At 52.9% G+C, this 21,334-nt stretch carries 20 protein-coding genes and 1 tRNA gene; 4 read left to right on the top strand and 17 right to left on the bottom strand.

Annotation, left to right across the window (positions count from 1 at the left end; all coding sequences use genetic code 11):
- Positions 1 to 8 precede the first annotated feature (8 nt).
- The 17 genes from KOR42_RS15590 to KOR42_RS15510 form a co-directional block, all read right to left on the bottom strand.
- Complete coding sequence (locus KOR42_RS15590; RefSeq protein ID WP_146510772.1) at positions 9 to 3,329, bottom strand: choice-of-anchor D domain-containing protein; 3,321 nt, start codon at positions 3,327 to 3,329, stop codon at positions 9 to 11.
- 50 nt (positions 3,330 to 3,379) lie between these two features.
- On the bottom strand, positions 3,380 to 4,054 hold the full coding sequence (locus tag KOR42_RS15585; RefSeq protein WP_261342056.1) for a metallophosphoesterase: 675 nt from the start codon (positions 4,052 to 4,054) through the stop codon (positions 3,380 to 3,382).
- Between the two features lie 264 nt (positions 4,055 to 4,318).
- Positions 4,319 to 4,732 carry a dATP/dGTP diphosphohydrolase domain-containing protein gene (locus KOR42_RS15580; RefSeq protein ID WP_146510770.1) on the bottom strand — a complete coding sequence of 138 codons (414 nt, stop codon included), beginning with the start codon at positions 4,730 to 4,732 and terminating at the stop codon, positions 4,319 to 4,321.
- A 2-nt stretch (positions 4,733 to 4,734) separates the two neighbouring features.
- Entirely contained in the window at positions 4,735 to 5,082 is a 348-nt protein-coding gene (locus tag KOR42_RS15575; RefSeq protein WP_146510769.1) for a hypothetical protein, read from the bottom strand.
- The gene (locus tag KOR42_RS15570; RefSeq protein WP_146510768.1) at positions 5,024 to 5,314 is read right to left on the bottom strand and encodes a hypothetical protein; all 291 of its coding nucleotides are present in this window, start codon (positions 5,312 to 5,314) and stop codon (positions 5,024 to 5,026) included. Before KOR42_RS15570 ends, KOR42_RS15575 begins: the two co-directional genes overlap by 59 nt.
- A complete protein-coding gene (locus KOR42_RS15565) occupies positions 5,311 to 6,645 on the bottom strand; it encodes a gluzincin family metallopeptidase (RefSeq protein WP_146510767.1) in 1,335 nt (444 codons plus the stop codon). Before KOR42_RS15565 ends, KOR42_RS15570 begins: the two co-directional genes overlap by 4 nt.
- A gap of 1,402 nt (positions 6,646 to 8,047) precedes the next feature.
- Complete coding sequence (locus KOR42_RS26705; protein WP_231740947.1) at positions 8,048 to 8,785, bottom strand: hypothetical protein; 738 nt, start codon at positions 8,783 to 8,785, stop codon at positions 8,048 to 8,050.
- A gap of 116 nt (positions 8,786 to 8,901) precedes the next feature.
- Positions 8,902 to 9,432 carry a hypothetical protein gene (locus KOR42_RS15555; RefSeq protein ID WP_146510766.1) on the bottom strand — a complete coding sequence of 177 codons (531 nt, stop codon included), beginning with the start codon at positions 9,430 to 9,432 and terminating at the stop codon, positions 8,902 to 8,904.
- Positions 9,433 to 9,782: 350 nt separating this feature from the next.
- Entirely contained in the window at positions 9,783 to 12,029 is a 2,247-nt protein-coding gene (locus KOR42_RS15550; RefSeq protein ID WP_197441231.1) for a bifunctional DNA primase/polymerase, read from the bottom strand.
- 265 nt (positions 12,030 to 12,294) lie between these two features.
- Positions 12,295 to 12,996 (bottom strand): DNA methyltransferase, encoded by a 702-nt coding sequence (locus tag KOR42_RS15545; RefSeq protein ID WP_197441230.1) that lies wholly within the window; start codon positions 12,994 to 12,996, stop codon positions 12,295 to 12,297.
- A 277-nt stretch (positions 12,997 to 13,273) separates the two neighbouring features.
- Positions 13,274 to 15,007 (bottom strand): DEAD/DEAH box helicase, encoded by a 1,734-nt coding sequence (locus tag KOR42_RS15540; protein WP_146510763.1) that lies wholly within the window; start codon positions 15,005 to 15,007, stop codon positions 13,274 to 13,276.
- A gap of 38 nt (positions 15,008 to 15,045) precedes the next feature.
- Complete coding sequence (locus tag KOR42_RS15535) at positions 15,046 to 15,579, bottom strand: DUF669 domain-containing protein (RefSeq protein WP_146510762.1); 534 nt, start codon at positions 15,577 to 15,579, stop codon at positions 15,046 to 15,048.
- A 53-nt stretch (positions 15,580 to 15,632) separates the two neighbouring features.
- On the bottom strand, positions 15,633 to 15,953 hold the full coding sequence (locus KOR42_RS15530) for a hypothetical protein (protein WP_146510761.1): 321 nt from the start codon (positions 15,951 to 15,953) through the stop codon (positions 15,633 to 15,635).
- Positions 15,946 to 16,602, bottom strand: a complete 657-nt coding sequence (locus KOR42_RS15525) for a DEAD/DEAH box helicase family protein (RefSeq protein ID WP_146510760.1) — start codon at positions 16,600 to 16,602, stop codon at positions 15,946 to 15,948. Before KOR42_RS15525 ends, KOR42_RS15530 begins: the two co-directional genes overlap by 8 nt.
- A complete protein-coding gene (locus KOR42_RS15520) occupies positions 16,599 to 16,850 on the bottom strand; it encodes a hypothetical protein (RefSeq protein ID WP_146510759.1) in 252 nt (83 codons plus the stop codon). The genes KOR42_RS15525 and KOR42_RS15520 overlap by 4 nt, the downstream gene beginning before the upstream one ends.
- A gap of 115 nt (positions 16,851 to 16,965) precedes the next feature.
- Positions 16,966 to 17,148, bottom strand: coding sequence for a hypothetical protein (locus KOR42_RS15515; RefSeq protein ID WP_146510758.1), 183 nt, complete (start codon positions 17,146 to 17,148; stop codon positions 16,966 to 16,968).
- A 256-nt stretch (positions 17,149 to 17,404) separates the two neighbouring features.
- Positions 17,405 to 17,821 (bottom strand): hypothetical protein, encoded by a 417-nt coding sequence (locus tag KOR42_RS15510; RefSeq protein ID WP_146510757.1) that lies wholly within the window; start codon positions 17,819 to 17,821, stop codon positions 17,405 to 17,407.
- Positions 17,822 to 18,027: 206 nt separating this feature from the next.
- Here KOR42_RS15510 and KOR42_RS26700 point away from each other — a divergent pair.
- The 4 genes from KOR42_RS26700 to KOR42_RS15495 all read left to right on the top strand — a co-directional run bounded on the left by KOR42_RS26700 (position 18,028) and on the right by KOR42_RS15495 (position 21,203).
- A tRNA-OTHER gene (locus KOR42_RS26700) sits at positions 18,028 to 18,145 on the top strand.
- 406 nt (positions 18,146 to 18,551) lie between these two features.
- Positions 18,552 to 19,475, top strand: a complete 924-nt coding sequence (locus tag KOR42_RS15505; RefSeq protein WP_197441229.1) for a DUF1559 domain-containing protein — start codon at positions 18,552 to 18,554, stop codon at positions 19,473 to 19,475.
- A 3-nt stretch (positions 19,476 to 19,478) separates the two neighbouring features.
- On the top strand, positions 19,479 to 19,991 hold the full coding sequence (locus KOR42_RS15500) for a hypothetical protein (RefSeq protein WP_146510755.1): 513 nt from the start codon (positions 19,479 to 19,481) through the stop codon (positions 19,989 to 19,991).
- A gap of 78 nt (positions 19,992 to 20,069) precedes the next feature.
- Positions 20,070 to 21,203, top strand: coding sequence for a PepSY-associated TM helix domain-containing protein (locus tag KOR42_RS15495; protein WP_231740946.1), 1,134 nt, complete (start codon positions 20,070 to 20,072; stop codon positions 21,201 to 21,203).
- Positions 21,204 to 21,334: the final 131 nt, after the last annotated feature.

The following is a 21,334-nucleotide window of genomic DNA, read 5'->3' as shown; positions in this document are numbered from 1 at the left end:
TGAGGGCCTTAGGCTGGAGGTTGGACCGAGGGTTTCAGGACTCCGGCAAGGAGGAGCCCAGGTTTCAAGTTTCCATTGGAATCGACAATAGAGGCTTTGAGATCCTCCGGGCCGGCTGGATCTCCTCCAGAATAGGAGGTTGTCACCAGAGAGGCTCGGAGATCTCCTGAGGACGTGAGGAAACTTCTCCTCAGATTCTCAGGAATGAAGAGAACCCAGGTTCCATCGATAGTTTCGGCTGAAGGAATCGGAGCCGATCCAATGGCCTCGGAGCCATCTGAGGAGAACTCCGTGCCATCAGGCCAGAGGCTCCACTCTGTGAAACCCGCCAGGGTTTTCGAGCCCAGGGTTGAGCCAATCTGAGGCCGTCCCTCAGCATCAAGAGACCACTCGGCAACCGATTCCGATTGAGTCAGGCCCCAACCTGAACCACTCCAATCATTATCAACCTGAGTCGAGTTCCGGAGGTACAACTCCCCGTCAAAATCCTCCTCCCAGTTGTCGAGATACTGAAAGGCCGAGTTATCAATGACGAAATTCGTAGGAATGAACTCATTCGAGCCCGTCCGATCGGTCCTGAGACTCACTCCCTGAGTTCCGGCCCAGGTACAGTGAGAGATTCTCCAGTTCTCAAAGGTTCCGGATAGCTGAGAGACGTTTGAGGAGGCTGCGTTGACGATCGAAATAAAATAGGCCCCGCCGTCTCTCGTTCCGTTTGATGAGGACATGATCAACCCTTGAACATCGGATTGATTCTCCCCGAGGGTTGCCGCCAAATCAGCCGGGTTTTGATCGTGTCGGCAATCAAAAAAAAATCGTGGAACTGGATTCGCCCCTGTGTCAAAAGACTGAATGAAATCGGCGTGATTGTCCGACCAGACTTTGAGAGTCACCGGAACCGAAACCCCTGTGAAGGCTCCGGGGCTGGCCCCGTTGTTCAAATAGGTTCCGTCAAGCTGCCGAGTTGACTCATCGAGAGCCAGGTAATCGGCGTGGACCGTTGCACTCCAACCGGGCTGAGCGTTGATCAGGGCTGCAACCTGAGCCATTGTGTGAGCATCACTATCCCCGATTCCGTCTGGATCAGGTGCCTCGCTGTCACCTGGATCAGTGTCGACTACATTGGCTAGAGAATCTCTGAGCTTGATTTGAAAAACCGGAGTTCCGTTCTCCTCCAGAATGAGCCGCCCGTTATTCGATGCGTTCACCTGGGTTTTCGAAACCGTTGGCGTTGCTCCTCCCGAATAGCTGATTGAGAGAGCGTTGACTTGCTCCCTCAATAAACCGTAGTCGATCCTCCGGCCTCGGAGATTGACGATATAGGGAGAGGTTGAAATGTCTCGATTGAGCAACTCGCAAGAATCGGAAATCGAGTAGTAACCCTGAGTTCCCTGGAACGTATCCCGAAACTCATTCTCTTGAGTTGCTTCTCTTGTAAATTCACGAGTGTGAGAGGAGCCTACTGATTTTGTGTTCTGATGATTCCCTAGGAGGGTCAACCGGCCCTCAGGGTTGTTGATGAGGTTGTTTTTCCAGGTCGTGAAAACTGCGTTAGCCTCATTGCCATCGTTGTTGATCCAACTCACCTGGTTTGTCGGCAAGTAGAGCCCCTGAACAATGAGCCGATGAACCCTGAGCCGGATATGAGTTGAGGCCGTTCCTGTGAAAATATAGTTGACGTTTTCCCGATCTTCCCCGGAGGCCATTTCAAAAGACCAAACCCCTGAATTGACTTTCGTTGCCGGTCCATAGGGAATCTCAACATTCCCCTCATGAAAAATCACCCTGCCTCCATTTGTCAGGCTGAGAGCGTTTCTTGCATCGTCGAGAGAGAGGAACGGGGAGGCCTCGGTTCCGAGCCCGGCCTCCATATCGGGGCGGCCTACGTGAACAACATCGGAGGAGCCATCAAGAAAAGTCACATACAACGGAAACGGAACAACCTTCTCCTGTGCGTATGGATCGGCTGCAAGAATTGTTGCATAGATTTGCTCATTCCCTGAAACGGCTCCAGGGACGATCTTTGCCCAGAACCCGAGGAGGCCGTTTCGGACCGTGAGCGTATTGACGACAACCGTGTTACCGTTCCACCAATACCGAATTCCCCGGATTCCTCCCTCCTGGGCTGCAATGATTCCGAAAAAGAACTCCTCTCCAACCTCGGCAACCTGAGCAAAAGGACTCAGGAGCCAGGAGCCCTCCGGATAGTAGGAAGTTCTTTCTCCCTCGGCTGGAGGAGTCCCTCCGGCCCCTTTCGTAAGAGTCGGCTCGGCAACCGGAGAAACGGCGTCAACCGTCCATTCCAGATTGAGAACTGAGTTGGCGTTGTCGTCGTCATCGCTGGCCACTGTGACCGAGCCAGATTTCTCACCAACCGACGAGGCCCCGAGTCTCACTCGGATTTTCCTCGATTCTCCATTGAGGAGGCTGAACGGGGAGAAGGAATCCGAGTAGTCAAAAACAAGATCCCCCGAGACCGAGAACCCCGAGACGTTGAGAGTCACTGAGCCAGTGTTGACAATCTCGATAGGAACCGAGACGACTGAACCAACTGGAACATTTCCCGAGTCTTCAGTTTCCCCGTGAGAGAACTCGGTTTCATGAACCGCGAAACCGAGATGAGGAACCTCGGTAGCTGTGTAGGCTGCAACCGAGGAAGGAATTGTGGCATCTGTTTTGTAAGTCAAATCGGTTGCCGTGAGTTCGGCTCCTCCGAGAACGTCAACCGGCCCGGTTGAATCATCGAAGAGAATCAAGTGCTCCAGGCCCGGAAATGTTTCGAGATTGACGATATCCCCGGAGTTCCATACGTCGGCGTGATCCGTGAACGTGTTGTTTGTCGCGAAACCAACAGCACAAACATCCCCGGCGAAAAAGTTGTCCACTGAGCCCACAATGTTATCAAGGCCGATCTCAATACCACCGTTTGAGAGCGTTGTTTGATAGTTGGAGCCGTTGTGATAAGTGTTGCCGTTTACTCCGATCCAGATTTTTGTTGAACTCGGGAGCATTGCATGCCATCGGCTCGCAAGATTCCAGGAGCCGGCTGAGACGGTTCCGACTGAGTTTGAGAACTCGGAAACCGACGTGAAACCGTGGTTCCCGTCGATCGTGTTATCGTCCATTCGGAGAACGGCTCTCCGAATCCCTGAGGCCGGAGCCGAGAGTTCCGATACCAACCCCTGAAGGCCGGCAACCCCCGTAGGCTTGAACACAATGAAGATGAAAGGAGCCGTTCCGAGTTCCGCAATCTGATCAAGATAACTCTTGCCAGGGTGAAACGTGAGTTTTGAGCTTGAACCGTTGAACGTTGCTGAACCCCAGGCCATCGGGAAACCTTTCAGAAGAGAGAGAAGAGAAAAGAGAAGTGAGGAGCCGATTAGAGAGCCATTGGCTCCCAAGTTGCATAGCTTCCGTCAATGACGATTCCGCAACCAATCAGAGGTTTCTTGCCAAACTTCCGCCCGTATTTCATCGCGAGAACTCGCCAATCAACCCCGCAACCGACCGAGAGGCCAAAGAGTCTCCGGGCCTTGTTCGCAACCCAAGAGACTCCGGCATTTCCGTGAAGATGGCCAATCGCAACCGAGGCCGTTTCCGCCTTGGCCTGATTGATTGCTGCGTACAATCCCTGAGAGCCGATCTCTCCGTGAGAGTATAGAACCCCGTCAATCTCGATATATCCGAACCGTTCGACCAGGCTCCAATCATGAACCTCCCAGTATTCGACAGGGTTCACGATTGCATCGCTTGGCAATCCTATGGCATCGGCTCTACGGGCCGGCAAGTCATCATGGTTGCCGATGATCCAGGTTGCCTCTGGAAACCTCTGGTAGAGGTTCTGAACCTGCCTCCGAGCCTTCCTTACCTCATCTTTGACGCCTGGAGCATCGGCGTGCTTTCCATGAAAGTTGATCGCGTGCCAGTCAACCAGGTCTCCGATATGAACAATGGTATCAACTCCCCACCGTTCGAAAGTTCGGCTCAAAAAGGCCGGATACCGCCTCAGCATTGCCGGGCAATGCGTATCTCCTATGATTCCAACCCGAGCCAAATCAAACCGCCTTTCTGAAACCGAGCCTCCAGAGGAGCACTCTCAAAGATCTTGAGGATTCGTCAACCGCTTCCTCTTTGAGATCAGGGAAGAGACCATGCAAGGCCTCATGAATGACCGTCTCCAGGAACTCCGGAGAATCCTCCTTGAGGCTCCTCTCAATCCGGATCTCCTTTCCCGGAGTCCTGGGGTCATCACATTCGCCCCAGTGTCTCTGAGATCGGAATTTCCGGAATTCGTACCGCTTCCCTCGGAGGTCAACTCTCATTTTTCGCCTGGGAAATCCGCTGGCCAGAGTGACCAGCCATCAAACTCCGGCTCTTGTTTCTTCCAGGGCCGATCATCGAGAGACTCAGGGAGATTGCCGGCCTCGATAGCATCGAGAGTATACTTGATTCCCTGGGCATTGAATCCGATCGCTCCGAGATGATCCTCCGAGGTATCACCCTCAGAGAGTTGCCATGTATGCCTCAGGAGGGAATCGAGATATCGAGAGATCGGAATCCCTTTCCGATAGTTCCCCCGCTCATACTTCTCGGCTCCGTCCTCGAGTCTCTGAGCCATGAGCCGAAGGAATGGAGGATAGAGTTCCGAGGGGAGTCCCTTGCCTCTCGATGCGTCTCTCTGGGCTCCTGTCTCAAACTGAGACCGTTCTCCGCTGTCAGGTAGTCGGCTCAAGATTATTCCTCCTCATCGGTCTCGGAATCGGTTTCAACTTCCTCACCGGCCTCGGATTCAATCGCTTTGAGGTTGGCCTCGACTTCGTGAAAACCCGCATCTGGGTGATACTCGAATAGACTGGCTGTCACCCCGTACTCAATCACGTTCTCGGCAAAATCCGAGGCCAGAACGATTGAGGGAACCCGTTCGAATTCTTCGAGGACCGTTTCAGGATCGAAACCGAGAGCCTCGAAAACTGCTCCGCATTCAAACCGGATACCCCGCTGAGGTCCTCCGGCTCGCATGTGGTCAAGGGCCAACCGGAGGAGCTTCGTGAGTTGTTGTGTCTGTCGCTGGAGTTCGGGCATCTTTGAGGAGGTTCCATACATCAGGAGAACAGTGAGAGAGAGCGTAGGAGTCCCATTCCGCCTGGGTCCGCTCCGGTTGTTTGCCGTAGTTCTGAGCCAGGAAGGCCAGAACCTTGATTGCTGTTGGGCCTGCAATCTTGGCCGTCGCCATCGGCATGAATCGAGCCAGGGCCAGGGTTACGAGATCGCCAACCACAAAAGAGCCCAGAGCCGCTACAATTGTTGAAATCATGCAAGGCCTCCCGAGTTGAGATATCGACGTTTGACAATTCCGACCAGGCCGGCCCATAGGCCCCAATACCAAGGAACTTGCTCCTCGGTTTCCTGGTCAACCTGAGCCAATCCCTCTCTCAGGGAGGAAACATCTTTGAGGATCGGCTCAACCTTCTCTTTGAGTTCCGAGACTCCGGCCTTCAATTCGAGCAAGTTCTTCACCTTGCCAATGAGCCCGGCCTCCTTGAACTCCTCAATATCTTTCCGAATTGGCCCGAGAGCCTCTCGAACCTCCTTGAGATCCTCAAGGATTGAATCAAACTCAGGTCCATCCCTCACATAAGGCTGAGAAACCGGACCCTCCTTGGGAGGGTTGGCCTCAACGGTCGCGAGCCAGGCCTTCAATTCAGCCGGGCCGGAGTATCCGTATCGGATGTGGCCCCTGTATGTGATCTTCGGAACCTTGGAGCCGAGAGGAGCATCGCTGAAACCGAAGCGATAACCAGGAAAGAGACCGTCTCCGGCATCCCTTTTAAGGGCAATACAAGGAGGGCAAAACAGACCCGTCTCAACCTGGATCATCTTTGAATCTTGCCCGTCCTGATTTGCGACATCGAGTGATTGCCTCCACTGGTTGATAAGGCCTGAGGCTGAAGTTCCGTAGAATTCCGAGAGCTTCTCACTCGGAGGCCTCCGGTCAGCTTGAAAGGCCAGCATTCTCTCAGGTCCGTGAGAGTCGATCAGATAGGAAACAATCGAGTAACCAACCGAGTACATCCTCAGGATTTCCTGAGAGTCAGGATACTCCATTGAGTCAATCCATCGGATCGGATGTTGAGCCGTCTCTCTTGCGTGCTGATCGGCCCGAGCTTTTGATTGCTGGCTCTCTGCCACTTGAGCCGAGCCTTCATCAACCCATCGAGCAATAGGCCGGCGAACCCATGACAATCTAACTGCGTGGTCAACTTCGTGCGGGAGAACATCCCGGAGAACCTCCTCCCGAGGTCCAATCAACTCGATTCGAAAATCGTAAACCTCCCCCTCTCCAACCATGAAAGTTGTTGCCCCGGAGGCTTGGCCGTTCGGATTCCATGAGATTTGAGCCGGCTTGAACCAATTCCCAGGGAGTTCCACTCCGGCCCAGTAAACCGACCGCTCGGCCCGGAGCTTCTCGGCCAATTGGACAATTTCAGAGTCAGGCCCTCGGAAGTTTTTCGTCTCGGCTGAGTTAGCCTGAGCCCAGAGGCCGAGCCAAAAAAAGAGGACCGCCAAAACGATCCAGACTCCTGTTAGGTCAACTCTCCAGAATGGAGTGCCGTAAATCCGGCCCGCAAGTTCTGCTTTATTCAAAAGTCTTCTCCTCTGTCGAGATTTCTTCATAAACCCCAGTTGAGACCAACTCACGCAAGAGCCGGCCAGGGTTGTATCGCGTTGGATTCGCTCGATTCATCCGGCAAAGAGATTGCAAAGCGTAGGCGATGAATTCAGAGCAAAAGAGAGTTTGAGCCGAGGGAGTTGGAAACAACCGAGTTAACTGGAGGAGCCGAGTTCCAGAGAGGCCGGCTCCGGTCCAGTCATACCCAACCCCTCGATAAATTGCCGCCCGGCAAATTCCCCGGAGGTAGTCCACTTCAACTTCATCCAGTTCATTTCCCCAAGTCAAACGAAAGGCCCGCCAAGATCCTCCGGAGGTCTCATAATCTCGGACTCTCTCAGATAGGCCTTGGGCCTGTAGGCCTTTCGTAAGACGATTCGTCAACCGGCAAGGATGTTTAGAGAAGTTTGTTGACTCGATGAGCATTCGAGCCGAGGAGGAGTTTTGGCCGGCTGTCATTGCGAGCCCTACATGAGAGGGAGCCCAGGACAATGACCAGGGAGGGAGAATCGAGGAAGTCATCAGGCTGATTGCTCGGCCTGGGAGATCCCCTCCCCAAAAAGCGATAATGTCACCGGCCTTGAATTCCACCCTCAACCCTCCAACTCAGATAAGCGGTCATCGTGAGCCAAAACCATTTCGGAAAGTGCATCAACTCTTTTGACGAGAGTCTCAACAACGTTCTGAATCGAGGTTTTGATTGAGCCGAGATCGAATGCAACTTTGACTCCCCAACCCGCAAGGGCCAGGGATGAAGTCAACCAGACTGCAACTATCTCAGGGCTCATACCCTTAGGGACAATCCCCCCACCTAGTAGAAAAAACAAGTGGGTCAGATTGACTACGCAACATATAGAGCTAGAAGGAATAAGAGGAGCACAACCAATTGTGCCTATTGCGTGTCAATACCCCCCATAGTGGCACCTCCGCCTGACTCAGGGCTGTTTAGTGTCGTCAGAAGGACCCGGAAAACGTAGTCAATGTGATCTCACTTGGCTCGGATCAACCCTTTTTAGACTTCGTGGAACCTTTTTCTCAGGGCCCTTTTCCACAAACTCGGGAGCCGATCTCTTGGGCCTGCATTGATTTAGGGAGATCAGAGAGCCTTATTGGCTTATTCCCGCTCCAGAAGCGAAGTAGGGAAAACCTAGTAAAAGAGGAGAAGGTCTCTCAGGTAGGGAGAATAAGTATAAAAAGAGTATATTATATTTATAATATATTGACTCTCTTAGACTTACGTCGCTGGCTTTTTGGTAAATCGCACCGTAAATATGGTGGCAAGAATGGCAAGAACCCCCCGAAAAAGCTCAGAATTACAACCGTAAGACGATCAGACAAAAGAGAAGGCCCGGAGTTGTTCCGGGCCTTCAGGGTTCTCTATTCGGCTGGAGGAGTGTAGTACCAATTCCGGAGGGAGGTTGTCAGGAGGTAGGTCTCCGGCCTCCCCTGATCATCGGGGATGATCTCGGCTCGCTTCGGAGGCCCGGTTTCGAGATCTCCGCAGAGGAGAACTTTGACGTATAGCCTCCGTTCGGCTCCCTTCATGTCGAGGATCTCAACAATAGGCTGGAGCATCGAGTTCCATCGATGAGTATCGGCATCGATCAGACAACCGAGGAGCCTTCCTCCGGGTTGCATCCCGTACCGCTGAGCAATTGCAACCGGGCTCGATTGCTTGGCCCAGGTTTCGATAAACTTCCCCGTTGGGGTGAGAACATTACTAGGAACCTCAGGAGCCTCCTCCTCTTGGCCGAGTTCCTCAATCTCCTCCTCCTCTGAGGCCTCACTCACTCGCTTTGCCAACTCAGGCAAATAGTCGAGGTAGGTTGAGACGATCCAAGAGCCTCGGTTCTTCCGATGGCAAACAATCGGAACATCCTCAATCGTTGCATCGTCTGCCGATTGCTTCAAGGCCTTTTCGAGGTTGAGTTTCTCAACTCGCTTGCACTCAACGTGAACCCCAGGCCATCCAACAACATCCTCCCCCTCAATTCCGTTGTATTGCTGGCCCCGTCTCATCGAGAGGCACGGCAAGATCCGATTGAGTTCCTTGGAGAGTTCCCGCTCTCCCCGTTTTCCTTTTTCGCAACTGTTCGTCAAATCAGAGCCTTTCAAGTAAGTGCTTGTTTGAGAGATAAACGGCCTTTGCAAACCCTCTCGGAGTCTTACTCCCGAGGGTTGCTCGATTCGCTGACGGGCTCAACTTGTGCATTTTCGAGCCGAGTATCGGCTCAACTGGTTTCAACTCTGGAGGAACAAACCCGTTCCCGTGCCAGAGGCAAGTTTTTTTTCGTGTAGGCCTCCTCGGAAGGATCTTCCAAGAGGCCGGCAAAACCTGAAGGATGAAAGTAGAACTCAGCCGGAGCATAGAGGCCCGAGATGCGACCAACCGGATTCTCCAGCATGTAAGGAACACCGGCCCATTGAGCCGCGAAAATCGCCTGATAGAAAAGGTCCATACCATCCCGGAGCATCGGCCAAGATTTCTGGTTGAAATCTCGGGCTCCGGAAACCGCCAAATGAGTACAGGGAGTGAACGCAAAAAGGATTTTCGGAGGTCTGATCGGAGACCAGGACCGGAGATCCCCCCAGACGTAATCTATGTTCCCTTCTCTTCTCACCCTTCTGATTGAGTGTTGAATGTCGATACACGCACAAAAATATCCGGCCTCGGCCCAGGGTTTGACCATTTCTCCGGACTCATCAGCCAGGGAGATGACGTCATAAACTCGGGCTGGAAGTTCTTTTTTACAGTTACTCACTTTCAACGTTCTCCACTGAACCAAAACGCCAAACCCTAGTAATCCTGACAGAGGGCCTCGATCATCCTCTCTCGGAAATCCAGTTTCCATTTCTCTCCACTAGTCTTTAGGATGGCAAAAACGGTCATTTGACATAGCGTCAATCATCTTGAGTCGGTACTCGTTGTACCAACCTTCGGTAACTTGGATAATTGCTTCATTCAACTGGTCCCTGAGCCTTCTAACCTCCGAGGTTGGAAGGGCTCCGAAACTCTGCATAATTATTTTCAAGTAGCCGTCTCTTTCGGTGAATCTCAATGATTGAAACTCTTCAAGAGACTCGGCAATCCGCCCAACACTATTCATCTTCATCAATCTCCAATCCAAGAATAAACAACCCGAGGCCGGCCTCCGGAACCTTCGGAGCCGGCCTGAACTAGATCCCTCTCGATGAGTTCCGAGAGGATTGCTTTTCGTTCGCGAGTCTGGAGCCATCGAGTTTTTCGATAGAACTCCGTGGACGTGATCAGGGCCTTACTTTTGAGGATCTCCTCAACCCGTTTACTGTCCCGCTCTGAGACCGTCTCAAAAACCTTCTCGCTTGCCGCTCTGACGATCCAGGACGTGAGATAGGATGAGAGCCGTATTGCCCATTCCGCAGCATCAGAGCCGATCTCAGGAGTTATCGGGCTCTCTGAGCATGCATGAATGAGAGCCAGCTTATGAGCCTTCTCGGAGGCCCGGCTCCAGAGAGCCCGCTCAACCTCATTCGAGCCGGAATTGTGAGCCTGTAGGGTGAAGTCCCACATTAAGGCCCGAGCCTCTGGAGTTGACGGAATCTCTTTTGCATTAGCCCAAACTCCTCCGGCCTGGTCAGGGCTCCACTGGTGCCAGGATTTGACCATTGCCACAACCTGGGGATCGAGAACGGTCGAGGAGTCTACTCTCTGAGGCTGAGCCTCCTCGGAGCCGACGAACACCATGAGCCGGCTCAGAAATCCATCAGTCAGGCCCTCGACTGAGAGAGCCTGAAAGAATGAATCGGGAACCGTTGTTCCGAGAACGTTGCAATTCGGGGAATCAATGACGAGAGGAGCCTTATTGCTCTTTTCGGCATAGGCTGAGCCCATGAACATCGAGCCCGAGGAGGTGAAAAGTTTCATCAGGTTGGAGACGATCTCCGATTGATGCGAACCGGCCCGAGGGTTGTTGAGTTCCCGGAGCATCCGGCCCACTTCATCGAGTTGGAACAACTGAGAGGGATTCTCGGAAACCGTTCTCAGGAGCCCGGCTCCCGAGGCAAACATTTCCTCTCCGATGAGATCCTCGGCAAGAGCCTCAGAGGCCGCGAATTTGTTTACCTTTCTCGCATGCTCCTTGCCTCGGCCTGAGCCGGCAAGATTGATGATATAAACATTCGCCCGGCTCCCCTGCCAGTCTGTCACCTTTCGACCGATCAGGGCTCCCATGAATGCAATTGCTCCGGAGAGAGCTAGAACCGGCTGAGGGACAAAGGCCGTTGAGAGGTTGTAATCAATCAGGCCTCTAATGATTCCAGGGCACGAAAACAACTCCTGAGGAAACTCGGCCTCAGGCTCTTGAATTCGGGTTTTTCGCTCCTCGAATCTCTGGACGATTGAGGAAATATCAATTGAGGGGAGTTCCTCTCGAAATCCCTTCTCGGCAAGATCTCGGGCCGCTGCCTCGAAATCGCCCGAATGGTTCAAGTGAGTGAACATCGAGAACTTGTTATAGCCTCGATTCGGCTCAACTCCGCAATTTGGGGAGAAGGCATAGAACAGGCCTGAATCTCCGAATCCTGTTGAAGCACTCCACTTGTTCGATGAGCCGGCTCTCCTCCAATAGCTGACTCCAGAGCCATCGGTTGAGACCAGGCTCAGGCCGTGAGGCTCAAGGATCTCGGCCCAGGTTGCCCGAGCCGCGAAGATCTCACCCGGAGAGGTTCCCGGAGCCGTTCTGGAAACCCGTTCCTGAACCTCCGGCTCTGGAGGCTTCCGGCAAAATGACCGAGCTGCCTGAAGGAGGTTTTCTCTCTCCTTGGCCGTAATCACCTGGAGTTCCGTCAACGGAGGCCCGAAGGCTTGCCTATAAAGATCTCCCCCGAGTGGATGGCAATGAGCCGGAGAGCCAGGGCAAAGAGCGTAGCCGCCCTCTCCCCTGGTCTCAATCACTGTTTTCCAACCGCCCCCCCGTTTCGAAAACGTTGCTAGTTTTTGATTTCCACCGACGTTTTCGAAACATCGATAGGTCACATGGAAACCGGGCCGAGGAGTCTGAATCGTTGTGAGCCGATCCAGGAGCCCCGGTTGCCGGCCCTCGATGATCTCGCCCCACCGTGTGAGGAGTTCTGAAGAACTCGGGCAATCGAGAGCCTCAGAATCAACGTCAAAGTCAATGACTTCCAGGTTTCCCGAGATTGCTCCACAAACCCGGCCAATTCCCTGAGGAGTCGAGAACCATGAGGAAACCTCCTCCTCGGTTGGGAGCCGGTTGCAGAACTCTTTCCAGGGAATCGCGGGAACCTTATTTTTGCCAATCGGAATCACCGAGATCCCGGCCCTCAGAAGGGCTCGGGCTGTTTCCGCTTGCTGAGTCAATTCTTTCTCCTGTTTGAGAGATGATCGTGAGCCGTAATTGCTACGGCAATTCCAACCGGGCCGGCAACTACGAAAGCAACCAGGGTGAGAGGCTCTCCAGAGGCCGAGGCCTGGACGATTGCCGGAGTGAGGTAGATTCCGCACAACCCGAGGAGAATCGAGGTTCCCATTGCTCCGAGAACCTGGGAATCTCTAACGTTCCGGCTCTGAACTCCCAAGAGGAGGATATAAACCGACTGAAGGAATAAAACTGAGAGAGCTTGTGTCAATTGTTTCCTCCAAACAGAGAACCCTGATAGAGGCCCCCCTGAACTTCAACCCGCTCTCCAATTCTCTTGGAGATCCGTTTCACCGAGGCTTTGAAAAACTCAGGAGAGATCTCGCAACCTACAAAATTGATCCCGAGTGAATGAGCCGCGATTGCTGTTGTCCCGGAGCCGGAATAGGGGTCGAAAACCGTCATCCCCGGCTGGAGTTTGAGCTTCTCGAGACACCACCTCATCAGGCCGATTGGCTTTTGAGTTGGGTGAACTCGATCTTTAACATTCGGGTGATGCATCGAAGTGTCGCGAAAGCAATAAACCCCATGTCCCTCCGACATCCATGCGAGTTCCGCATCTGACAGGAAGCATCCAAATTGAGAATCTGTTTTCTTGATCCAGACAAGAGTCGTTCCGACCGGGAGTCGCTGAGAAAAATGATTCGAACCCCAGAGAATGACCTTTTCACACTCGAGCCAGGGCTCTGGGTTGAATGGCTCAGAGTCTCCCTCAATCTTACTCCAAACTCTACCCTCTTTCTTGTTTCCTCCTCTCGTGTAACGGCTACCGTCTGTATTCCAGTTCATCCCATAAGGAGGATCGGAGACCACTGCATCGGCCAGGCTCAATAGCTCAGGGAGTTCCCGGCAATCGCGGTTCCAGAGTTGGATGGTCCCGCATTCACTCGACCAATCGGCATCTATCAAAACGGCACCTCCTCTCCCTGTGGAGCCGGAGAACTCGGCTTCCCGGCTCGCTTGTTGCAATCGGCACATAAAAGAGTCAGGAGGCCGTTGTCAAACTCCTCCTCATATTGGCGTTGCCGAGACCACCGAGACGTTTTTGACGCCACCCATTCCCGTTGATAGAGATGATGGAATTCAAGTTCCTCGGTTGATTCGCATTGAGAGCATTTGCCTCCCATTGCCTGAGTGAGAATCCGTCTCCGGATTTTGTATCCTTCAACTTTGCGTTCATGACTGCTCAAAACGGAACATCCTCCTCATCGATTCCCCAGGAGAACAAATCCGGCTGAGCATTCACTCCAACCGGCTCCTGAGTCTCTGGTTGTTGTTGAATATCGGGAAACCCTTCAGAGAGCCCGACAACCTTAGGCCCGAGATCGTATCCAATGATTTCCGGATACTTTTTGCCCGATTGCTTGCAAACCGTGATTGAGTAAGGAGCCGCCAACCCGTTCCGGTTTCCTACCTTGGCCGCTGCCTCGGCATCATTCACGAAAGGATGATCAGTTCTTTGTTTCCACCAGTCTTGAGCTTTGCCTCCGGCCCACCCGGAGTGTTCAACACAAATCCAATCAGAGTAGGAATCCCAGTTTCCAGGCCCCCACATGTATTCAACTCTCAGGGTTTTTGGATGATCTCCTCCGGCTCCTTTCTTCAGGTGAGCCGAATAGACAACGTCAATGACTTCCTCCTCCCAAATCTCCGGCTCGGCAATCGAGGCCACTGGAGCCGCCTCGGAGCTTGTCTCCTCATGCTTCGGCCCGCTCGGAGGCCAGATATACCCGCATTCAGGGCATTCCACCCGAGAGGCCGCAACAACCTCCTTGCAATTCGGGCAAGTCTTCCCCGGAGCCTCTCCGGCCTCTTTCTTCTCACTCTTGCGAGATCCTGGAGGCTCAATTGCATCAATCGGGCCGTGTCGCTCGATATTGCCTCCGAAATCGAGAACAAGACAATCTTTTTTGCCTGGAAAGAGCCGGAGGCCTCGGCCCATGATTTGAACGAATAGAGAGAGAGAATTCGTTACTCTCAGGATGGCCAGACAATCGACATTGCAAGCATCAAAGCCCGTTGTCAGAACTCCGTAATTCACCAGGTATTTCAGAGAGCCGGCCTTAAATCTCCGGATTGCATCGGCCCTTTCTTCATCTGTTGAATCACCTGTGATCAATTCACAATCTTGGCCCATTGCGTAAAGGAGATTACAAACGTCCACTCCATTCGGAACCGAGGCTGAGAAGATGAGAACTGAGTTCCGATCCTGTGTGAGCCTGACAATCTCAGAAACCGCTTGCCCGGTCTTCGATTTCCAGAGTTCCTCAACCTCGGCTGTGATAAACTCCCCACCCTGGAGATGAAGGCTTGAAAAATCGAGATCAAGGCCCCTCTTGCTCCGGAGGGGAGAGAGGAACCCCTGAGAGATGAGTTCCGCAACTGAGATCTCATAGGCAACATCCTCAAAGATCATCCCTGGACCGTAGATCAGGCCGCTATCGGATCGGTAGGGTGTCGCTGTGAGGCCCATCAATCGAGTTTGAGGCCGGACAATCCGCGACTCTTTGATGAATTGCCGATACATCCCCTCACCCTCAATCGGAATGAGATGGGCCTCATCGACAATCACCAGGTTGACCGGACCGAGTTCGTGGGCTCGATGGTAGATCGATTGGATTCCGGCGATTGTCACCCTCTTATCGAGTTCCCTCCTCCCGAGGCCGGCTGAATAGACTCCAACCGGCTCGGAGGGGAGAAACCTTGAGATTGTCTCCTCGGCTTGTTCCAAGAGTTCCTTGACGTGCGAGATGATCGCAACCCGGCCTCCCCACCGCTCAACAACATCCTTGGCAATCGTCCCAATGATCGGAGTTTTTCCCCCTCCGGTTGGAATCACGTTGAGGAAATTGCCGGAGTGAGTTTGAGCGTATTCGTACGAGGCCGCTACACAATCGGCCTGATAGTATCGCAACTGCATCAATGAACCTCAGGAACAAAACTCAGGAGAGATCGAAACTAGAACGTGCTCGATTCTGGAGGCCCTTGCTGGTACTGCTGAGCCGGAGGAGCCTGATATTGTTGAGGAGGCTGTTGCTGAGGGGGAGGAGCCTGCTGAGGAGGGGCCTGAGGAGGAGCCGTGAAACCAGAGCCGTTAGCGTAGGGATTCTTTGAGGGAGAATAGTCCCGGATTACGTTTTCGAGTTCCCCCTCCTTGTTTCGCTTCTGTCCAACCTTCACCACTCCCCGGCCTCCGATGAGTTCCTGAGTGTTGGCAATCCGGCTCTTTCCGATCGCGTGAACAATCGCCCGGAGTATTTTTCCTGCAAGATCTCGGGCCGCTGGGTTGTCGTGACCGAGGTTGAGAAACTCAAAGAGCTTTCGACCGGCGTATTTCGACCCCTCAATTGTGAATTCGAATTTGACTCCGTAGGGCCGGCCCTGATTGTTGTTTTTGTCTTCAACTCCCGAGATGAGAAACGGATAATCCCCGACTGGCAACGGGTCAAAACCAATTGAGCCCTCGGGGAGTGAATCATAATCGATTTGCATACTTCGAAACCTTTTTGAAACGTGAGTAAGTGAACGTGAAAAAGAGATCTGGCCTAGTTCCCCGGCTTGGTATGTCGCCTCAGAGCCTCATCGAAAGCCCGGACTACATCGGCCCGAGCCTTCAAGAGTTCCGGGCTCGGAACATCTGGCTCAGGTCGATCATTCAGAATTCCACCGTCCCCAGGATCTCCCTGAGAGGCTTGATGGAGAGCCAGGAAGCTGAGAGCCATACAATCGAACCGATCCCCGTAAAGGAAAACTGGCTCGTGAGACTTGCCTTCAATGTCGAGCCGGCCCGCAACAACCAGGGCTGAGAATCGGCTTTGAAGTTCCCGAAGAAGTAGAAGGCTGGAAACGTTGCTGAGATCAATCATTTCGAATTCCGTAAAAGGACGTGATTGACCGCTCCACAATGGAGAGATCGTTTTCGATGGTTGATTCCTGGAACATCCCCCAGGGAGTTTTGACCGGATCAAAACCGTTGCTCTGAGTCGCGAAACGGTAGGCCCGGTTTTCAGGATCGATAAAAGACCGGAGGACGATTGAAAACATCCCCTCAATCGTCACCTTCTCATCGAGCATCTTTCCAATAGTCTTGGCCTTGAGCTTTCCCTCCTGAGAGGTCTCAACGTGCCAGAGGAAATAAACTCGGATCGGCTCAGGGAGATTGATTGCAGTCTGGATCGTATCCCAGGCTTTCCGGCCAATTTCCGTGAACTTATCGAAACCCTTCTCTGAGGATCTCCGCATAAATTCATTGGCCATCAGGTATTGAAAATCGTCCACAATGACGATATCCCGCCCGAGCCGGGCCGCTGACTCGATACCCTTCTGAATCGTCTCCGGATTATCCGTCTGGAAAATTGAGCCGGATGAGTTCTGAAACTTCTCCCAACCCTGAGACGGAAACGGGAGAGGTTTCGGGAGAACCTGGAGGAGGAGGCATTGAATCGGATCAAGATTCCTCAGAGAGGAACTCTTGCCGGCCCCGGATTCTCCGAGGATGAGAACGGGATAGCTCATTCTGAGGCCTCCCATCGGCCCGAGGAGGGAGGAGTTTTTGCTCCCGATCGAAACCCCCGAGGGAGCCCTCCACTGGAAAGGAGAAAAGAGTTCCACTCATCGGGAAAAGCATGTTTCGGAGTCATGTCGAAAACTTCTGCGTTTTGAAGAACCATTTTTCCGTCAATCCCCTCGATGTAGTGGGGAACCTTAGGTTGACGGACAGCCAGACCGCCTCGGAATGTTGTGCGATGGAAGAAACAACTCATTGAAAAACCTTATGTATGGATTGCCAGATACTCGACAATCAGGAGAATGAGAATTTGAGTCATGAGGACCGGAACACCGATCCAGACCGCAAAGAGAATGAGATATTCAGTCAACTCATTCATGCCAGCCGGCCTCCTCGATTTCCGAGCCGAACCGGAGCCAGAACTCATCCGGCTCAAGTTCGATTTCCTCGGCTTGCCGGATAACATCCAGGACAAAAAGAACCATTGCACCGAACACCGTGAGGACGAGAGTCAGGACGAAAACGACAACCGGAACCGCAATAAATTCGAACATGAGCCACCATGATTTTTTAGAAAGGAAGGAACCTTCTCAGGAGCCGAGAGGCCTCTTGATCGGCTTTCTTGTTTACCTCTGAGAATGCAACCCAAAGGAAGGGAAAGAGAATAGAGACCAAACCGAGAAAGACTCCGATTGTTAGACCAGCAAAGAACATCATTCTTCCCCGAAAAGAGACCAGAAAAGAGCCGCGAAAAAGAGGCCGGAAAGAAAGGCTAAAAGAGCCTGGAGAGTCCTGAGAGAATCAAGGAAATCAATCATCGAGGATTCCCTCCGATTCGAGCCACTCCTCAACCCCTTGGAGTTCCTCCTCCGTTGGTTCCCGGTTGAGGTCCAGAGTCGAGGAAACGCACTCATGAATCGCCTGAGAGTTGCTGGTGATTTGATGATCTCTCACCCCGAGAGCCTTCTCGATTGTTGAGACTGGAACCCCGAGGGAAACGAGAACCCAACAACAAAAGGCTTTCTCTTTGTTGATTTGAGGATTGAGCCCAGGCCAACCGGCCCGCCGCATTGCTGGCCAGATTTCAGAGAACCCGGAGACCGTCTCGCAACTTGATGCCATACTCCGAGCATTCAGGCCCGAAGCTTTCAGGGCCCGTTCCCCCCGGCCCGCAATCGCTTCCCTGGTTGTAATTCTCTCGGCCCCGTTTTTTGAAAAGCAACTCATGTTTTATTCTCTCCTCTTTTGAAAGTTGTTGACGCTACAACAATTCAGACGAGGGCCTTAAAAAGGGCCTGAGGAATTCGAGAGAAACAACCCAATAGCATTGAATCTCAGTGATTGTTTTCGGAAATCTTTTCAACCGGGCCGAGAGAGGGCCGGAGGACTTTTTTCTGGTTGCTCATTTGGTTACCCAAAAAGAAAAGACCAAACCCCTATTCTCTGAGGGCTGGTCTTTTCGATGGCCTCTTTTGCTTGTGAGATTCCTTTTCCGTCGCTAATTACTGACTCTTAATCAGTAGGTTCAAGGTTCGATTCCTTGTGGGGGCACTTTTGTTGGGCACCTCTTTGCGGATGCTGGTCCGCTGTCATGCGAATGTCTGGGAAGTGCAGGCATCGCGGGCGTTTTCGCTTCTGGTGGCGAGAGCATTCTCTGATTAGCTCTCCCCTTTCTTTTCGGGACTGTTTTCGGCTGAAAATATCAAGATTTCCTGTTTTAAAGCGTTCTTTTCCGAACTTCGAAAATCTTCAGCAGCGCGATTGCATTGTCTTGTTCGAGTTTGTTAAACCATATTCATTTGAGACTGAGTCTCAGTAGCATTCTGCTTCCTGCGAGTGATTAGCCAGCGCGATATCGCCAGCCAAAGCGAGTCAGGTGGACTCGAAGCAACGAATGAGCGGTCGTTGAACCGTGCATTCGACGAGTCTGTTCACTGTCCTCCAAAAGGCGATTCGTATGATCTATCGCAACTCTTCCAAGCGCCGTCCGGGCTTTACGCTCATCGAATTACTGGTGGTGATCGCTATCATCGCCATTCTGATTGCATTGTTGCTCCCGGCTGTCCAGCAGGCTCGCGAGGCTGCTCGAAGGACACAGTGCAAAAACAACATGAAGCAAATCGGATTGGCTTTGCACAATTACCACGATACGTACAACAGTCTGGCTCCGGGCTGGGTGGACTGGGACGGTTTGTGGGCCGATCCACTTCGCACTGCCCATGTCAATGTGGCGATTCTTCCCTACCTCGACGCGGGAAATACCGCAAATCTCTACGACTTCAACGTTCGCTGGGATCATGAGAACAACGAAGATCTCGCGCAGCTGATGCCGGTTGCCTACCAGTGTCCGTCGACTCCAGGAGCGGGAATTCCTGAACCCAACAGTGGATTTCAGACGTCGGACTACACCTGCCTTCGGAGTGATACCGGATGGCTGACTGACGACAGTCCCGGCAAGTCGATGTTTGATCAGAACACATTTCGAAGGTTTCGCGATGTGACCGACGGACTGACCAACACGATCATGATTTACGAATCCGCCGGTCGATCTTCGCTTTATGTCGGGATGCAAAACACGACAGCTCCTGACGGCTGGGATGGTGAGTATCGAAGTTGGACGGGCTACTTTAATTCGGGATGGCTGTACAACTTTCGGGTGACACCCGATTCAGGCGGTGGCCCACCGAGTGTCAGGTACTACGTGGGCAATGAAATCATCAACGTCAGTAACCTCTACAGCGCTGCGTTCTCGTTCCACGTCGGTGGAGTTCAAATCTGCCTCGCAGATGGGTCAGGTCGTTTTCTGAGCGAGAACATCGACATGAATTTGCTCAGCGCGTTGACTTCGATCAATGGCAACGAAATTGTCGGGGAATTCTAAGGTATGTTCCCGCAACAATTGAACTTCATAAACAAACGATCGTCCGTCTCTCTCTTGGCGGTGACTCTCACACTTGTTGTTGGATGTGGGAAAGCCGACTGGCAGGCCGATACCTACCCTGCACGGGGAACTCTCACCATTAATGGAGAGAATCCTGTGGGCGCGCTGGTGGAACTGCACCCGACAGGCGAAGCGACAGACGTTCGCAATTCGCTCCCGTGGGGGCTCGTCGAAGAAGATGGAACCTTCACGCTTTCGACTTACGAAATGGGGGACGGGGCTCCTCCCGGTCAGTATTCGGTCACAATCAAGTGGTCACCGGATGTGAACTCTCCGACGCTGGCGGATCGGTTGAACGGTGCTTATCGAGATCCGCGGAAATCGCAGTGGACAGTGACGATCGCGGAGGAGGACAACGAGATTCCTCTCATTGAAATCACCGATGCAAAAGTCAGCACCAGCGAGCAGGCAGGCAAGAGACGAAAAAGAGTTCCCGGACCGGATTTAGCGAGATAGCATCCTGTGAATGAAATAACTCAAACAGAATCTGCGCCTCGGTCCGAAAGCTCCCGATTGCGGTTCCGTAGATTGTGGTTGAAAGTCCATCGATGGCTAGGGCTGACGGTGGGCCTCTTCTTTGTGCTCCTTGGGCTGACCGGGAGCATTTTAGTATTCGATCATGCCATCGATGAGTGGTTGAACCCAGATATTCTTCTCACACAGGGGCAAGGGGAAAAGCAACCGATTCAGAGCATCATTGATGCTGCCGAGTCCGCTTATCCCGGTGATCGGAAGGCGACGTCCGCGACGGTTCCACGGGTTGAGAATGGAGTCTGGACCGTCTGGTTCACTGGTGGAACACGAGAACATCGCACTTTCACTGCTGTGCATGTTGATCCTTATACGGCGGAGGTGACAGGCCAGCGTGTTTGGGGCGAAGATCTGATGACCTGGATCTATCGACTTCACTTCCGGTTGTTGGGTGGATCGGTTGGTGGGATCATCGTTGGTGTGCTCGGCCTGTTGATTCTGATCTCTCTGCTTTCCGGGATTTATTTGTGGTGGCCACTCTTAAAGAGTGGAATCCGAGCCGCAATCGCGATTCGAAGCGGTCCCCGATTTAACTACGACTTGCATAAATCGGTTGGGGCGTTCACGGCAGTCTTTCTCCTCGTGATCACGTTCACAGGTGTTTATATGGAGTTTCCGACCGTTTTCCGGGATGTCATTTCTAAGTTCGCTGCAACGACGGAAGGTCCCCGGAGATTGAAATCCGCCCCATCGGAAAACGGAGAAGGAATCACTCTCGATGAAGCGATCGAGATTGCTTCGCAGCGTTTTCCGAATGCCAGGCTGGATCATCTTCATCCACCTCGACGGGAAGATGGCGTCTACGAAGTTGCCTTTCGACAGTCGGACGAAGTTCAGCGTTCGTACGGGCGGACGCAAGTGTTCCTCGACCGCTACAGTGGGGAAATTGTCGCTGTGCGGAATCCGGAAGAGGAAACCGCCGCCGACATCTTCTTCGCCTGGCAGTTTCCACTGCACAACGGGGAAGCCTTCGGTCTTTTTGGTCGGTGGGTCGTGTTTGTCCTCGGGCTGACCCCCGCAATCCTGTACGTCACCGGCGTTGTCATCTGGTGGCGGAAACGCACGTCACGAACAAGGCATCAACAGCGACGGACGGTTGTTGAAACTGAAGTTCGTGAGCCGGTTGCGGTTGGTTGAAGGTTCTAGCAGCCCGTTGAAAAACTCGCATTGATGGGGGAGATGAATTATCTTTCAGCAGTTGGAGTTGATCAAGGAGGAAACGATGGCGTTGGGGCGACGGAAATCGGAAGTTCAGGGTGAGTTGTGGG

Source organism: Thalassoglobus neptunius (assembly GCF_007859735.1).
GTDB lineage: Bacteria > Planctomycetota > Planctomycetia > Planctomycetales > Planctomycetaceae > Thalassoglobus > Thalassoglobus neptunius.
The sequence above is the reverse complement of the archived record's forward strand: the minus strand, read 5'-3'. Positions and strand labels throughout refer to the sequence as shown.

What these genes read in the sequence shown, in the direction of transcription:
- KOR42_RS15590 (WP_146510772.1), bottom strand. Translation starts at nt 3,329, where the DNA reads ATGGCCTGGGGTTCAGCAACGTTCAACGGTTCAAGCTCAAAACTCACG.
- KOR42_RS15575 (WP_146510769.1), bottom strand. Translation starts at nt 5,082, where the DNA reads ATGCCCGAACTCCAGCGACAGACACAACAACTCACGAAGCTCCTCCGG.
- KOR42_RS15515 (WP_146510758.1), bottom strand. Translation starts at nt 17,148, where the DNA reads ATGTTCGAATTTATTGCGGTTCCGGTTGTCGTTTTCGTCCTGACTCTC.
- KOR42_RS15520 (WP_146510759.1), bottom strand. Translation starts at nt 16,850, where the DNA reads ATGAGTTGTTTCTTCCATCGCACAACATTCCGAGGCGGTCTGGCTGTC.
- KOR42_RS15525 (WP_146510760.1), bottom strand. Translation starts at nt 16,602, where the DNA reads ATGAGCTATCCCGTTCTCATCCTCGGAGAATCCGGGGCCGGCAAGAGT.
- KOR42_RS15540 (WP_146510763.1), bottom strand. Translation starts at nt 15,007, where the DNA reads ATGCAGTTGCGATACTATCAGGCCGATTGTGTAGCGGCCTCGTACGAA.
- KOR42_RS15510 (WP_146510757.1), bottom strand. Translation starts at nt 17,821, where the DNA reads ATGAGTTGCTTTTCAAAAAACGGGGCCGAGAGAATTACAACCAGGGAA.
- KOR42_RS15500 (WP_146510755.1), top strand. Translation starts at nt 19,479, where the DNA reads ATGTTCCCGCAACAATTGAACTTCATAAACAAACGATCGTCCGTCTCT.
- KOR42_RS15535 (WP_146510762.1), bottom strand. Translation starts at nt 15,579, where the DNA reads ATGCAAATCGATTATGATTCACTCCCCGAGGGCTCAATTGGTTTTGAC.
- KOR42_RS15505 (WP_197441229.1), top strand. Translation starts at nt 18,552, where the DNA reads ATGATCTATCGCAACTCTTCCAAGCGCCGTCCGGGCTTTACGCTCATC.
- KOR42_RS15530 (WP_146510761.1), bottom strand. Translation starts at nt 15,953, where the DNA reads ATGATTGATCTCAGCAACGTTTCCAGCCTTCTACTTCTTCGGGAACTT.
- KOR42_RS15570 (WP_146510768.1), bottom strand. Translation starts at nt 5,314, where the DNA reads ATGATTTCAACAATTGTAGCGGCTCTGGGCTCTTTTGTGGTTGGCGAT.